Below are 14,959 nucleotides of genomic sequence, written 5' to 3'. Positions count from 1 at the left end.
ATGAACAATAGGAACGCTCAGTAGACCGTATTGTTTACGCAACCCATTGATTTAAAACGAGATAGCCTGTCCACCAAGCGCTACCGAACGCCACCGAGATCCAGCAAAAATCGTCAGACGTTGAACAGGAAGTTCATCACATCCCCATCCTTGACGATGTACTCCTTCCCTTCCGCCCGCATCTTGCCGGCTTCCTTCGCGCCCGCTTCGCCCTTGTACTGGATGAAGTCGTCGAACGCGATGGTCTGCGCGCGGATGAAGCCGCGCTCGAAGTCGGTGTGGATCACGCCCGCGGCCTGCGGCGCGGTGGCGCCGATGGGCACGGTCCAGGCGCGCACTTCCTTCACGCCGGCGGTGAAATAGGTCTGCAGGCCCAGCAGCTTGAAGCCGGCCCGGATCAGGCGGTTCAGGCCGGGCTCTTCCATGCCCATGTCGGCCAGGAACACCGCGCGGTCCTCGTCCTCCATCTCGCCCAGTTCGGCTTCGATGGCGGCGCAGATGGCCACGGTGGGCGCGTTCTGCTTGTTGGCGTATTCGACCAGCTTGTCCAGCAGGGGATTATTGGTGAAGCCGTCTTCCTTGACGTTGCCCACGTACATGGCGGGCTTGGCGGTGATGAAGCACAGCGGCTTGATCAGGGCCTTCTCTTCGTCGGACAGGTCGAGCGCGCGTATCGGCTTGGCCATGTTGAGCTGAGCCACGCACTTCTCCAGCACGGCCACGAGCTTGGCGGCGTCCTTGTCGCCGGACCGGGCGGTCTTGTTGTGGCGGTGGACGGCCTTCTCGGCGGTCTGCATGTCGGCCAGCGCCAGTTCGGTCTCGATCACCTCGATATCCGCGATGGGATCGACCTTGCCGGCCACGTGGATGACGTTGGAATCCTCGAAGCAGCGCACGACGTTGACGATGGCGTCGGTTTCGCGGATGTGGGCCAGGAACTGGTTGCCCAAGCCTTCGCCGGTGCTGGCACCGGCCACGAGGCCCGCGATGTCGACGAATTCGACGGTGGCGGGCACGACGCGCTCGGGCTTGACGATGGCCGACAGGGCATCGAGGCGCGGATCGGGAACCTCGACCACGCCGACGTTGGGTTCGATCGTGCAGAAGGGGTAGTTTTCCGCGGCGATGCCGGCTTTGGTCAAGGCGTTGAAGAGTGTGGACTTGCCGACGTTGGGCAGGCCCACGATGCCGCACTGGAGGGCCATGGGGGGAAACCTATGTTGTCATGGAAAGGAGCTGGGGGGCATTGTACCGCCCCCACCCCGGTTGCAGCCCGGCCGCGCCTGCCCCCTGGCGCGCTCACTCCGCCTTGATGCCTGCCTTCTCGATGATGCCCTTCCAGACGGCGGCCTCGCGCTGGATCTGGGCGCCGAACTCGGCCGGGGTGTTGCCGACCGCGGTCAGGCCCAGTTTCTCGAATTGCCGGGCGATCTCGGGCTTGGCCACGGCGGCCTTCACGGCGTCGGCCAGCTTGCCGACGATGGCCGGGTCGGTGCCCACCGGGGCGGCCAGGCCCCACCAGTTGCCGGCCACGAGGTCGGGCAGGCCCTGTTCGGCGGTGGTCTGGACCTGGGGCAGCGCGGGCAGCCGCTGCGGCGCCGCCACGGCCAGCGGCTTGAGCTTGCCGCTGGCGATGTGGCCGGCCACGGTGCTGATGCCGGCCGAGGCGAAGAAGATCTGGACGTCGCCCGCCAGCAGCGCCTGCACCGCGGGCGGCGAGCCGCGATAGGGCACGTGCACGAGTTCGATGCCGGCCGACTGTGCGTACAGGGCGCCGATCAGGTGCGGCGGCGTGCCGCTGCCCGGCGTGCCGTAGTTCAGCTTGCCGGGGTTTTTCTTGGCGTAGGCGGTCAGTTCGGCCAGGTTGTTGGCCGGCAGGCTGGCATTGACCACGACCACGGCCGGTGCGTTGTTGATGACGGTGATGGGCAACAGGTCCTTGATGGGGTCGTAGCGCAGCTTGGCCAGGTACTGGTTGGTGGCGAAGTTGTTGGTCGCGCCCAGCAGCAGGGTGTAGCCGTCGGGCGCGGCGCGGACCACGTCCTCGGCGCCGATGTTGCCCGAGGCGCCGCTCTTGTTGTCGATGTAGAAGTTGGCGCCCAGGCGGGCCTCCAGCTCCTGCTGGACGATACGGAAGGTCACGTCGCCGGCGTTGCCCGGCGCGTAAGGCACGACCACGCGTATCGGCCGCGACGGCCAGTTGTCGGCGGCCTGCGCGGCGGTGCCGAAGGCGCACAGCGACAGGGCTACGGCCAGCGCGCGGCGGGGAGTATCGGAAAGGCTGCTCATGTCGGAGTTCTCCGGTGGGCAAGGCGGGCGCCGCTCCCCTCGATCAACTGCATGACGGCGCGATACAGGGTGCTCGACCGGTCGCACAGGTCGAGGATCACATCGAAGTGATGACGGCCTTCGAACACGTGCTCGGAAGCCAGCAGGCCGCGTGCGCGCCAGTAGCGGGCCACTTCCCCGCTCTGCCTGCGGAACTCGTCGGTATCGCCGCGGGCCACCGCCACCACGACCGGCGTGCGGCCGCTGGGTTCGTTGTCCAGCAGCGAGAACTCCCGCACCTGCTCCGGTGTCAGGTGCAGGCGCTGGTTGCGATAGGACAGGCGCACGGGTTCCAGATGGCCCAGCCCGCTGACCAGCACGGCACCCGCGAAGTCGTTGCCCGGCAGGCCGTCCGCCGTCCAGTCGTGGATCAGGCACTGGGTAACCAGATGGCTGCCGGAAGAATGGCCGATCAGCACGATGCGCGAAGGATCGCCGCCATGGCGGGCGATGTTGCGCACGATCCAGCCGACGCCTTCGCGCACGGCGGCGACCATCTCGGCGAAGGGCACCTGCGAGGCGCGGGGAAAGCCCAGCGCCACGTACATGCAGCCGTCCCGCACGAAGGCGGGCGCGGCGAAGGCGCTTTCTTCCTTGTTCTGCCCCAGCCAGGCGCCGCCATGTACATAGACGACGACGGGATGGGGACCGGGCCCGGCCGGCGCGTAGATGTCCAGCCGGGCATCCTGGTGCGCGCCCCATCGCACATCGTGTTCAGTGCGCAAGGGTGCGGCCTCCAGGCTCAGGCGCGCGCCCTCGTCCAGGGTCTGGCGGAAGGTGGGACAGTAGCGCTGGTTGTCGTACTGGTAGTCCAGCGCTTCCTGGTCGTAGCCTGCGAAGACTGCTTTCATTCATGCATTCCGATACGGGATCTGCCCAAGTTAGCAAAGGGCATTCTTTTTCGGAATTGAATTGTTCCTATAGATTGATATCAGGAATTCATGAATGAGCCGCGCCTTGTCAGGCCGTGGAGTCCGGCTTGAACACCGCCGCCAGTTCAGGATCGGCCAGATTGGACTCGACCTGGGCCAAGAGACGCTCCATCAGCTCGACCTCGTCCGGCCCCATTCCGTGCAGCGCATGGCGCAGGAAGGCCTCGCGTCGCTTCTCGAGCCGCTTGTACAGGGCGCGGCCGGAAGCCGTGAGCCTGACCAGGGTCAGCCGGTTGTCGGACCGCACCAGTTCGCGCTCGATGAAGCCCTCTTCCTCCATGGGCTTGACGGCGCGGGTGATGGACCACCCGTCCAGCCCGGTATGCTCGGCCAGTTCCTTCTGGGTGGACTCGCCCCGGTTGTACAGCATGAACAGCACACGCCAGCGGACGATATGGATGTCCGTGTATTGCTCGAAGGCCGAAATGCAGGCCGCGTAGGTCCGCGCGATCTGGAGATGGACTGTCGATTGCGACGGAAAAGCACGGGTGTCGGACGACATGTAGGAGTACTCGCGTCTGTTGATCGATGAAGCCTGCGGGCCGGCTGCGCGCCGGCCCCGGAGCGGATCAGAAGGAATGGATTATGCCTGCCGTCAACATGGTCTGTGAACGGCCGGAGGCCACGCCTATGTCCTGCATGGCGGCGAATTTCGCGTCACCGGCGGCCCGTTGGTACTGTCCGAGCAGGTAGGCGCTGGTGCGCTTGGAGAACCCGTAGATGCCCACGAGCTTCAACTGGTTCCAGCGCGCGCCCTCGAACCGTGAATGCGTGAACGTGGCCTGAACCGTCTGCGACGGCGCGTAGGTCCAGGCGCCGCCGATGTCCACGTTGTGCTGGGTGGCGTCGCCGCCCAGCGCCGACATGCGGGTGCGGGAATAGGCCACGCCGACGATGGTCGAGGCCCCCCGCCACGACGTGCCGACCGCGACGTTGCGCACCGTGTCGGTCGTCACGGCGACCCCCGGAGTCAGGGTGACACCGAACGCCTGCGTGAGTCCCATGCGGCCGGCGATATCGACGGGCCGGTTACGATGCTCGGAAGCCACCAGCGCGGTGCGCCAGGGCCCGGCGGTATAGGTCGCCCCCACGCTCATGTTGCGGTTGCGGCGCGAATCCCCCGGCACCTCGCCGAAGCCGTACTGAGCGGCCAGCTTGAAGCCACCGAAGTCCGGCGTGGTGTACATCGCGGAATTGCCGAACTGGTACTGGCTGGCGTAGTTGTCCCAGTTGCCGGGATGCTTGGCGACGATGGCGGTCAGGGCCGGCGGGCTGAGGTACTTGGGAATGAACTCGTACATCAGGTCCGGCATCCGCCCCATGCGGAAGGACCCGAAGGCGCCGCTCAGGCCCAGGCTGGCTTCACGGTTGAACAACCGGTCCGCCACCACCTGCCGCCCGCTCTTGGTCAGGATGCCGGTCTCGAGCCGGAAATCCGCCTTGAGCCCGTTCCCCATGTCCTCCACGCCACGCAGGCCGAAACGCTCGGGCTGCATGGCGCCGGACCCCAGCGACCATCGGCTGCGTCCGCCGATGTCATCGACCACCTGTACCCCGGCATCCACCGTACCGTAGATGACGACGCTGCTTTGGCCGAACGCCGGCGCGGCGCACAGCCCCGCTGCCAGCCACAGCGCGCTGCAATGCTTCATGGATGTTCTCCCCCTCGTTATCGTGGACACTCGCCGCGCTGGCGGACCGGTCCTTGTACAGATGTCCCGCCCCATGACGGGCCCGGGCGGGACGGTGTGCCGGCGGACATCTCGTCCGCCAGCGGTTCGAGCGGCCCGGGCTCGAGAATGGATCCGATCAATTCCCTGGTGTAGGCATGGGCCGGCCGCTCGCACACCTGGTCCGCGTCGCCGCTCTCGACCAGGCAGCCGCGCCTGAGCACCGCGACACGGTCCGACAGGTAGCGCACCACGCCGATGTCGTGCGAGATCAGCAGGTAGGCCACCCGCGTCTCGCGCTGCACCGCTTCCAGCAGGCGCAGTATCTGGGCCTGGGTGATCACGTCGAGCGCGCTGACCGGCTCGTCCAGCACGATCAGCCGGGGCGACGGTGCCAGCGCGCGGGCGATGGCGACACGCTGGCGCTGGCCGCCCGAGAACTGGTGGGGCAGCTTGGCCGCGTCGGCCGCGCGCAGGCCCACCTGATCCAGCAGTTGAGCGACGCGCCGGCTTCGTGCCGCCGCGTCCATGCCCGGATCAGTGCGCAAGGGTTCGCCGATCTGCTCGCCCACGGGCAGGGTGGGCGTCAGCGAGGCATAGGGGTTCTGCCAGACCATCTGCACGGTGCGGCGATAGGCGCGCAAGTCGCGGTGGCGCAGGGCCCCCACGTCCCATTGCGCGACGCGAATGCGGCCCGCGGCGGGCGGCACGGCGCCCAGCAGGGTCTGGCCAATGCTGCTCTTGCCCGATCCGGACTCGCCCACCAGGCCCAGGGTCTGCCCCGCGTCCAGGCTCAGGTCCACCCCTTCGACGACGCGTATCCGTTCGCGCGGACCGCCCAGGCGGCGGCGCGCCGGGTAGTCGATCGCGAGCCCGCTGATCTCGATCAAAGGCTGGTTCATGCCGCCTCTCCAGAAATACGCACGCAGCGCGCCAGGCCCGCACCGCTCGCCAGCAGGGCGACAGGATGCTCGGTACAGGCCGCCGCGACGCGCGGACAACGGGGTGCGAAACGGCAGCCCGGGAACTCCGCGCCGGGCCGGGGCACGTTCCCGGGCAAGCCCGCCAGCTCGCCGCGGCGTGCCGTGTTGCGCGGCACCGCCTCCAGCAACGCCCGCGTATAGGGATGGGCGGGACGGTGCACCACCTGCCCGACCGGCCCCGTTTCCACGACCTCGCCGCCGTACATCACGACCACCCTGTCCGCGACGTGGCTGACCACGCCCATGCTGTGCGTGATGAGCAGGATGGACAGGCGCCGCTCGCGCCGCAGACGGGCCAGCAGTTCCAGCACCTGCGCCTGCACCGTGGTGTCGAGCGCGCTGGTCGCCTCGTCGGCCACCAGCAGCCTGGGCTCGCGCGACAGGGCCATGGCGATCATGACGCGCTGGGCGATGCCGCCGGACAACTCGTGCGGATACTGGTCCAGGCGCCTTGCCGGCTCGGTCACGCCGACCTCGGCCAGCAGCGCGAGCGCCCGCGCGCGGGCCTCGGCGCGCGGCCATCCCTTCAGGCGCACCATGGGTTCGATCAACTGGCTGCCCAGGGTGTGGACAGGGTTCAGGCAACTATGCGGATCCTGGAAGATGACGCCGATCTCGTGCGCGCGCGCCTGCCGCAGCTGCGCCGCCCCCGCACCCACCATCTGCCGGCCGGCCAGCAGCACGCTGCCGCCCGCCACGTGCGCCCCCGCTGGCATCAGGCCGAGCAGCGACATGGCCGTCAGGCTCTTGCCCGATCCCGATTCGCCGACGATGGCGACGATCTCGCCCTGGTCCACCCGCAGGTCCACGTCGCGCACCGCCAGCCTCGGCCCGGTTGCCGGATCGGCCACCATCACGCGCAGGCCTTCGACGCGCAGCGGGATCTGCTCCTCGTCCTGCGCGGGTCTGGCGGGCCGGCCCCGGCCCCGCGCCGATTCCAGCAGGCCGCCGGCCATCGTCCGGGGCCGCAGCCGATCGCTCACGGCGTCGGCCAGCGCATTGAGCACCAGCGCCACCACGACCAGCGCGATACCCGGCGGCAACACCTGCCAGGGCGCGGTCAACGACGCCGACTGCGCGGCCTGCAGCATGCTGCCCAGGCTGGATTGCGGGGGCTGCACGCTCAACCCGAGATAGCTGAGCGAAGCCTCGACCAGCAGCGCCACCGGCAGGAAAAGGCCGACCTGGATCACGATGGCCGGATACACGCCTGGCAGCACGTGGAACACCAGCAGCCGCAGGCGCGATGCGCCGCCCAGCCGGGCCGCCTGGACGTGCGGGGCCCGCCGCAACATCAGCACCTGCCCCCGTACCAATCGAATGAAAGCCAGCGACAGCACCAGGCCCAGGGCGACCATGGAGCCGTACAGCCCGCGGCCCAGCACGGCGACTACCGCCAGGATCAGCACGATGGGCGGCAGCGACAGCGCGGCATTGACCAGCCACATGCAGAACCGGTCGAAGCGCCCGCCGACGAAGCCGATCAGCGTCCCAGCGGGCACGCCCAGCGCAGCGCCGCAGCCCACCGCGAGCAGCGCCGCCAGGAGATCGACGCGCAGTCCGTACAGTAGCCGGCTCAGGACGTCGCGGCCCTGCTCGTCGGTGCCCAGCCAGTGGCCGGACGACGGCCCGGCCAGACTGGCCAGGAGGTCCTGCGCGTCCGGGTCGTGCGGCGCCAGCCACGGCCCGATCAGGGCACAGGCGATCAGGAAGGCGAACAGCAGCACGGGCCACCGCAGGCCGGGCGGTACCAGGCGCCGGCTGGCCACGTCCAGGCCCAGCCATCGCGGCAGGCGCACCATGGCGGCCATCATGCGGCCCGCGTTCTCGGATTGATCCATGTGTAGGCCAGGTCCACGAAAAGATTCACGACGACGACGATCAGCGCGAACGTCATCACGCAGCCGAGCAGGACGGGCGTATCGCCGCGGAAGACCGCGTCCAGCGCCAGGGTCCCCAGGCCGTCGATGGCGAAGACCCGCTCCACCACCACCACGGTGCTGAGCTTGACCACCACCTGGAAGCCGATGATGGTGACCGCGGGGCCCATCGCATTGCGCAGTGCATGGCGCAGTACGATGTGCATCCGGTCGAAGCCTTGGGCGACGGCGTTGCGGACGTAGTCCTCGCCCAGTTCGCCGGCCAGCGCGCCACGCAGTTGGCGGGCGATCGCCGCGGTGGACGGCAGGCCCAGCGCGATCGACGGCAGCAGGATGGATTGCAGCCAGCCCGGTACCGACACCGACGCCGGCACGTAGCCGGTAGCCGGCAGCCAGCCGAGTTGCAGCGCGAACAGGGTCACCAGCAGGATGCCCAGCCAGAAGCCCGGCACCGCCTGCACCAGCCCGGTGAACACCGCGAGGCAACGCCGTGTGGCGGGACGTCTCGCCAGCGCCGACGACACGCCCAGGGCCAGGCCCAGCGCACAGGCGATCACGATCGCCAGCGTCACCATGGACAGGGTGCGGGGCGCGCGCACGGCGATCTCTTCCGCGACGGACGTATCCGACACGTAGGAGCGCCCCAGGTCGCCGCGCACGGCGCTGCCCGCCCATTCGACGAACTGCGCCGCCAGCGGGCGGTCCAGCCCCAGCTCGTGCCGGACCTCGCGCACGGCCGACTCGGGGGCGTCCGCCCCCAACCGGTGCACCTCGGGATGGCGCGGCGACAGCGCGCTCAGGCCGAAAGCCATCAGCGACACGATGACGAGCAGCGCGACCGCTCCCACCGCTTTCTCGATCAATACGGAGATCATCGTTTCTCCTGTTGGTCCGGTACGCGCGCGCCCACGCTCACCACGCCAGTGCCAGACAGTCGCGGCGCGGATCGGCGGCGCCCAACAGCCCCTCGGCGCCGGACTGCACCGCGCACAGCGCGCCCACGCCATAGCTGAAGCGGGGAATGGCCTGCACGCGATGGCCGCGCCGGGACAACTCCTCCAGCGCGGCGGCTCCCAGCGTTTCCTCGGCCAGCATCGCGCCCGGACGGAACACGTGCGGGTGGAAGGAACTGGGAAAGCCCTGGCTCGCCACCCGAGGCGCCTCGATCGCCGATTGCAAGTCCAGTCCGAAATCCAGGTGCTGGCAGAGCATCTGCACCATGGCCTGGGTCTGCGCGTCCTCGCCGGGACTGCCGAAGGCCATTTCCGCCCTGCCGCCGCGCACCAGCATCGCGGGGTTGGGCGTCAGGCGCGGACGCTTGCCGGGCGCCATCGCCGACGGATGCGCCGGGTCCAGCCACAATTGGGCGCCGCGATGCGACACCACGATGCCCAGGCCCGGCACCAGCGGCGAGCCCATGGCATGGTCCGAGGGCGTGGCCGAGAACGCATTGCCTTGGGCGTCCATCGCACAAACATAGGAGGTGTCGGGCGGCGCGACGCCGCCGGCGGGCGCAGGCACGTATCCTTCACGGCCGGCGCGGCCCTCGTGGCGCCATGGCGCCCCGGGCGGCGGCAGCCCGGGATGGGCCCGGTCCAGCCGGATCAGCCGCCGCCGCTCGTCGGCGTAGGCCTTGTCCAGCAGCCCCCGCATGGGCACGTCCACGTGCCGGGGGTCGCCGAAGAAACCTTCGCGGTCGGCGGCGGCCAGCTTGATGGCCTCGCAGAACAAGTGATGGAAATCCGCCGTCCCGCCGCCCATCGCCGCCAGGTCATAGCCCTCCAGGATGTTCAGGGCCAGCCCTATCATCGGCCCCTGGGTCCAGGGCCCGCAGAAATGCACGTCGGCGCCCCGATAGTTGACCGACGGCGCGGTCTCGATGGTCGGCCGCCAGCCCGCCAGATCCTCGCGCGTCAGGTGCCAGCCCTGCTCGGCGACGAAGGCCGACATGCGCTCGGCCACCTCGCCTTGGTAGAAGACGTCGACAGCAGCCTGGATCGCGTCTTCCCGCGACGCTCCCGCTGCCGCCGCGGCGCGCTCGGCGCCGGCCAGCGTATCCAGCAGCCGGCCCAGGTCCGGCTGGACCATGCGCTGGCCCACGCGCAGCGGACCGCCCTGCGGCAGCCACTGCGCCGCCGACGCCGGCCATCCTCGCAGCCGGTCGGCGAAATGGTTGACGAACGACGCCAGGCCCGGGTACACGGCGAAGCCATCCACGCACAGCTCCATGGCCGGCTCCAGCACCTCGGCCAGTGTCAGGCGGCCGTGGCGGGCCAGCGCGGTCAGCCACGAGGCCGGGGCGCCCGGCACCACCGAACGCTCCAGTCCGATCGGCATGTCGCCGCCGAACCATTGCCGGTAGTCCTCCAGCGCCAGCCCGGCAGGCCAGGCGCCCACGCCGTCTATGGTCTCCGGCGCGGCCATGCCCGGCCGCATGACCATGATGGGCGCCACGCCGCCGAAATTGCACATGTGCGGCTCCAGCACCGCCAGCGCGATGCCGGCGGCCACGCCCGCGTCGATGGCATTCCCGCCCCGCGCGGCGACGCGCTGCCCGGCCAGGGTCGCCAGGTCGTGGGTGCTGCTGATGGCGCAGCGCAGGCCGCGCACCGCGGGCCGGGTGTGGCGCGCGACGATGGCCGGTGGGCGGCGCTCGTCGGCGCTCGGGATGCGCGGCCTGTCGTCGGGACGGAAAGCAATCGTCATGATGGGCACCCGTCGCGTCAGGCCGCGTCCTCGACCACCGCGATGGCCTCGATCTCGATCATCAGATCGGGATGCATCATGCCCACCTGCACGGTCGAGCGCGCCGGCGGCGCCTTGCCGAAGCGGCGCGCGTAGATGTCGTTGACCGTCTGGAAGTGGCGCGCGTCGGTGACGAACACCGTGGTCTTGACCACATCCTCGAAACCCGCGCCGCCGGCGGCCAGGACCTTCTCCAGGTTGTCCAGGGTCTGTTCGGTCTGGCGCGCGATGTCGCCCACGCCCACCAGGTTGCCTTCGGCGTCCAGCGGCGCCATGCCGCTGCAGAAGACCAGGCGGCCGGCCTTGACGCCGACGGACAGCGCCAGGCCCAGCGTGGGGATGGAGTCGATGTTCAGTCTTTCTTTTTGCATGTCGTTGTTCTCTGTATGGGTAGCTTGCGCGGATGAAGCGTTCAGGAAACCGCGCCGGACGCGCGCCCGTCCGCCACGATGGTGGTCTCGAGCATGCCGAGTCCGTCTATTTCGGCCCGCACAACGTCGCCGGGCTTGAGCAGCCAGGACGCCGGATCGCGACTGAAGATGCCGACGCCCGCCGGCGTGCCCGCGGTGATCACATCGCCCGGCTCGAACGTGTAGCGAGCCGACCAGTACGACAGAATCCGCGCGCAGCTGAACAGCGCCGCGCGCATCGACTCCCGCTGCCGCAGTTCGCCGTTGACCCACAGGCGCAGTTCGCGATCGTCGGGATCGCCCAGTTCGTCCAGGGTCACCAGCGCGGGCCCCAGGGGGCAGAAGCCGTCGAAGTTCTTGGCCAGGAAAGGATTGCCGCCCGAGCGGAACAGCAGGTCCCTCAGGCTGTAGTCCACGGCGATGGTCAGCCCCGCCACGTGTTCCGCGAAGGCCTCGGGCGCCACATCGGCGCAGCGCCGGCCGATCACGAACGCCAGCTCGACCTCGTAGTCGAGTTGCCTTCCATGCCGGGGCAGCACGATGGAGGCGCCGTGTCCCGCCAGGGCGCTGGCCACCTTGCCGAAGCCCAGCGGCTCGGCCGGCGCCTCGGGCACCGGCTGGCCCGCCGCCCGGGCCTCGGCGATGTGCGAGGCAAAGTTCAGGCCCACGCACACGACCTTGCCCGGACGCCGCACGACCGGCAGGAAGCGCACCGTCTCGCGCGGCAGCACGATGCCGCCAGCCAGCAGCGACTGCCGTTCAGCGGGTTTCCTCCAGCCCTCGCGCACGCGGTCCAGCGCGGCGCGCGCGCCCTCCAGGGCAGGCAGGCCGTGCGCGAGAAAGGCCGCCATGTCCCCCACAGCGGCGGCATCGCCGCCCGGGTCCTGCCCGGTGCTGGACCTGGCCCGCGCGCGGGCCAGGTCCAGCACCGGTGCATCGGGCTCCGCGCTCAGCAGCACCCCCAGCCGGACCGGGCCGTCGGGCGCGAGAAAGCTCACCAGCCGCATCGCGAGGCCTCAGGAAACCAGGCTGGCGGCCACGGACTTCTGCTCCAGCAGCCGTGCGTATTCTTGCGCATCGACCATGCGCTCGCCCGTGCGCGGCTTGACGACCGTATCCGGGGCCAGGTCTCGGAAGGTGCCCGGAGGATCCCCGCCCTCCTGCACGCTCGTCGCGGCGTCCAGGTAAAGCTGGCGGATCATCGCCAGCCCGTGGTCGGCGGTGGGCAGCAGGTTCTCGTTCTCGTGGTCGATGACGGCGCCTATGCTTTCGACGATGGTCGCATCCTCGCGCGATGCGCCCGGCGGCACCGTATGTCCGAGCCTGACCGCCTCCTGCGAAGGCGCCTCGCGGTACTCCTGGTACGGTTCGGCGCGCGTGGCCACCCACGCCAGGTCCCAACGCTCGTCCTCGGCGCACTCGCGCCATTCGCCCACATGGCCGTCGGGCTTGTACATGATGCGGAACATCAGGGTATGGGTATCGTCCACCGGCACGGCCCAGCGCGCGGTGATGGGCGGATCGTCGCTGCCCGCGGCGCCGGAGATCCAGCGGTCCGTGTTGCCGCTGTGGCTGATGGCGGGCAGCAGCAGGTTGTGGACCCGTATGCCGAAACGGCCGTCCTTGCCCGGCACCGGCCGCGCCGACACATAGGCCACGCCCAGGTCGTGCTCTTCGAACCAGACCTCGGGCTCGGCGCGCAGGTCCTTGAACGACGGCGCGTGGGTGAAGCTCAGGTGCAGCGGATCCATCGCGTTCTCGATGGTCGGCATCCAGTTGCATTCGGCATAGCCGGTGACCTTCACGATGCGCTCGCCCGGATCGACCAGGAAATTGAACGGCGGCAGGGCCGGCGCGGGTTGAGGGCCGAGGTAGGCGAAGACGATGCCGCCCAGTTCCTGGACCGGATAGGCGGGATGCCGCACCGAGTCCTTGAAGGACTTGTCCGGCTCGCCCGGCGTGGCCTTGACCCGGCCTTCGGCATCCATCAGCCAGCCGTGATAGCGGCACCGGATGCCATCGTGCGTGACGTTGCCGAAACAGAGATTGGCGCGGCGATGCGGACAGCGCGACCCGACCAGCCCCAGGCGGCCCTGCTGGTCGCGATAGAGCACGAGTTCTTCGCCCAGCAGCTTGACCAGCGTGGGCTTGTCGTTCAGGTCGGCGGAAATGCCGACCGGCCACCAGTAGCGGCGCAGCAGTTCGCCCATGGGCGTGCCCTTGCCGGTCTGGTTCAGGATGAGGCTTTCCTCCGCGGTGTTGTTGCGGGTGCGGGTGATGCGCGACGTCATGATGCTGAGCTTCCTTGTGTATAGGCGATGAAGCGATGCGTCGTCCTACTTGACGACGATGTTCCGGGGGTCCGGCAGCCCCGCCGACGCGAAGGTCTGCGGGCCCGTATCGATGCCCCGGCGCACGGCGGCGACGATGTCCGCATGGACGACCGGGAAGACGACGGCCTCGTTGGCGATCATCCGGCCGAACAACGCACCGTACAGGCGGCCGGCCTCGGAAGTCGGCTGGCGCGCGGCGTCCTTCGCCAGGCTTTCCAGCTCGGCGTACTTCAGGCCGAAGGGGTTGTATCGGCCGCTGGGAGACAGCAGCGAGGCGTAGAGCGTTTCAGGCATCGCCGTCTGGTGTGCGAAGATGCCCAGCGGCGACTGGCGATGCTGGACCGCGGCCTGGAACGAGCCCGTGTCGGGCATGGTCTTCAGGTTCACCTTGATGCCGACCTTGGCCAGTTCGCCCGCCACGGCCGCGGCGAAGCGCGCATTGTTGGTCTGCACCACCGCGTCCACCGCGAAGCCGTCCACGCCCGCTTCGCGCAGGAGCTGCCGGGCCTTCGCCGGATCGTACGAGGGTGTCCGGTCCAGCGCGGAATCATGGCCCGCCGTGCCTTCGGGAAAGAAATTCAGGGATGCCGTCCCCCGGCCGCCGAAGATGACCTTGAGCACGGCCTGGCGATCGATGGCCAGGCTCATGGCCCGCCGGACTCGCACGTCGGCCAGCGGTTTGACCACGCTGCCACCCGCATCCCAGACGGCCATCAGATAGTGCACCCGGTTCGCGGCGGCGATGCGAAAGCCCAGTTTCTCCAGCGCCGCGGCCTGGTCCTGCGGCACCGTCGCCACGTCGAGCTGGCCGCTGCGCAGCGCGTTCACGCGCGCAGCCGACTCGGTCATCTGCTGGATGAACACCGTGTCGACGCGCTGCGCCGCCGGGTTCCAATAATCCTTGTTGCGCGCGAACACATATTGCGTGCCATGCACGCTGCGCTGCGCATCCAACAGCCATCCGCCGGTGCCGACCGGCTGGCGGGCCAGGGCGGTCTCGTCCTGGAGCGCCTTCGGGCTGACCATCATGCCGGGCATGTTCGCCAGCGATTCGAGCAGCGCGGGGTTGGGTTCGACCAGTTGCAGCTCGATCCGGCCCGGACCCGCCACCGTGACGCGCTCGATGTTCCGATAGACCGCCGCCCACGGACTGCCCTCGATGCGGCGGCCCCGCTCCAGGTTGGCCTTGACTGCCTCGGCGTCGAAGCGCGCGCCATCCGAAAAGCGCACGCCGTCGCGCAGCGTCAGCGCCAGCTTGCGGTTGCCGTCGGAAAACTCCCAGGCCGTGGCCAGACAGGGCTCGAAGCGATCGATGCCCAGGCGCGTGACCAGGGTGTCGTAGACCGGCCTCAAGTAGTCGACCGTCTGCGGCGTCGCCCGCACCGGATCGAAGGTGCTCATGCCCACGCCCGAGGCCATGCGGACCTGCAAGGCGGCCGGCGCCGCCAGCAGCGGCCCGCCGACGGCCCCCTGCGCGACCAGCACGATGCCGGCCCACAAGGCAGAATGCGCCAGGCGGCGACGGGCTTGCGAAAAAGCAATCATGGACACTGTCTCCTCGACGGCCGGTCCTTGCTCCGGCCTTTATTTATTGCATTAGCAATCTTTGCATTAGTTAATGCTTGCATGTGCAAGCGTTAATTTAAGCAAGCCGTCGAGGAATGGCAACAGGATTCAC

13 protein-coding genes are annotated in these 14,959 nt (G+C 69.2%); all 13 read right to left on the bottom strand.

Going from position 1 to position 14,959, the window contains the following annotated elements; all coding sequences use genetic code 11:
- Positions 1–113: 113 nt before the first annotated feature.
- The 13 genes from ychF to WKR98_RS06655 all read right to left on the bottom strand — a co-directional run bounded on the left by ychF (position 114) and on the right by WKR98_RS06655 (position 14,826).
- The gene (gene ychF / locus WKR98_RS06715; RefSeq protein ID WP_341432425.1) at positions 114–1,205 is read right to left on the bottom strand and encodes a redox-regulated ATPase YchF; all 1,092 of its coding nucleotides are present in this window, start codon (positions 1,203–1,205) and stop codon (positions 114–116) included.
- A gap of 94 nt (positions 1,206–1,299) precedes the next feature.
- Positions 1,300–2,289 carry a Bug family tripartite tricarboxylate transporter substrate binding protein gene (locus WKR98_RS06710; protein WP_124687407.1) on the bottom strand — a complete coding sequence of 330 codons (990 nt, stop codon included), beginning with the start codon at positions 2,287–2,289 and terminating at the stop codon, positions 1,300–1,302.
- A complete protein-coding gene (locus tag WKR98_RS06705) occupies positions 2,286–3,179 on the bottom strand; it encodes an alpha/beta hydrolase (RefSeq protein WP_341432424.1) in 894 nt (297 codons plus the stop codon). Before WKR98_RS06705 ends, WKR98_RS06710 begins: the two co-directional genes overlap by 4 nt.
- Positions 3,180–3,288: 109 nt before the next feature.
- Positions 3,289–3,762, bottom strand: coding sequence for a MarR family winged helix-turn-helix transcriptional regulator (locus WKR98_RS06700; protein ID WP_124687405.1), 474 nt, complete (start codon positions 3,760–3,762; stop codon positions 3,289–3,291).
- A 67-nt stretch (positions 3,763–3,829) separates the two neighbouring features.
- Positions 3,830–4,912 (bottom strand): porin, encoded by a 1,083-nt coding sequence (locus WKR98_RS06695; protein WP_161567660.1) that lies wholly within the window; start codon positions 4,910–4,912, stop codon positions 3,830–3,832.
- Positions 4,913–4,929: 17 nt separating this feature from the next.
- Complete coding sequence (locus WKR98_RS06690) at positions 4,930–5,832, bottom strand: ABC transporter ATP-binding protein (protein WP_124687403.1); 903 nt, start codon at positions 5,830–5,832, stop codon at positions 4,930–4,932.
- Positions 5,829–7,754: a dipeptide/oligopeptide/nickel ABC transporter permease/ATP-binding protein gene (locus WKR98_RS06685; protein ID WP_124687402.1), complete on the bottom strand. Its 1,926-nt coding sequence runs from the start codon at positions 7,752–7,754 to the stop codon at positions 5,829–5,831. The genes WKR98_RS06690 and WKR98_RS06685 overlap by 4 nt, the downstream gene beginning before the upstream one ends.
- Positions 7,724–8,668 (bottom strand): ABC transporter permease, encoded by a 945-nt coding sequence (locus tag WKR98_RS06680; protein WP_161567659.1) that lies wholly within the window; start codon positions 8,666–8,668, stop codon positions 7,724–7,726. The genes WKR98_RS06685 and WKR98_RS06680 overlap by 31 nt, the downstream gene beginning before the upstream one ends.
- 37 nt (positions 8,669–8,705) lie before the next feature.
- Positions 8,706–10,499 (bottom strand): gamma-glutamyltransferase family protein, encoded by a 1,794-nt coding sequence (locus WKR98_RS06675; RefSeq protein ID WP_124687400.1) that lies wholly within the window; start codon positions 10,497–10,499, stop codon positions 8,706–8,708.
- Positions 10,500–10,516: 17 nt separating this feature from the next.
- Positions 10,517–10,909: a RidA family protein gene (locus WKR98_RS06670; RefSeq protein ID WP_124687399.1), complete on the bottom strand. Its 393-nt coding sequence runs from the start codon at positions 10,907–10,909 to the stop codon at positions 10,517–10,519.
- A 41-nt stretch (positions 10,910–10,950) separates the two neighbouring features.
- Complete coding sequence (locus WKR98_RS06665) at positions 10,951–11,946, bottom strand: fumarylacetoacetate hydrolase family protein (RefSeq protein ID WP_341432423.1); 996 nt, start codon at positions 11,944–11,946, stop codon at positions 10,951–10,953.
- Between the two features lie 18 nt (positions 11,947–11,964).
- On the bottom strand, positions 11,965–13,239 hold the full coding sequence (locus WKR98_RS06660; protein ID WP_341432422.1) for a Rieske 2Fe-2S domain-containing protein: 1,275 nt from the start codon (positions 13,237–13,239) through the stop codon (positions 11,965–11,967).
- Between the two features lie 45 nt (positions 13,240–13,284).
- Entirely contained in the window at positions 13,285–14,826 is a 1,542-nt protein-coding gene (locus tag WKR98_RS06655) for an ABC transporter substrate-binding protein (protein ID WP_341432421.1), read from the bottom strand.
- Positions 14,827–14,959: the final 133 nt, after the last annotated feature.

Source organism: Pigmentiphaga sp. YJ18, assembly GCF_038066655.1.
Taxonomy (GTDB): domain Bacteria; phylum Pseudomonadota; class Gammaproteobacteria; order Burkholderiales; family Burkholderiaceae_B; genus Pigmentiphaga.
This window is presented reverse-complemented; position numbering and strand designations above follow the sequence as displayed.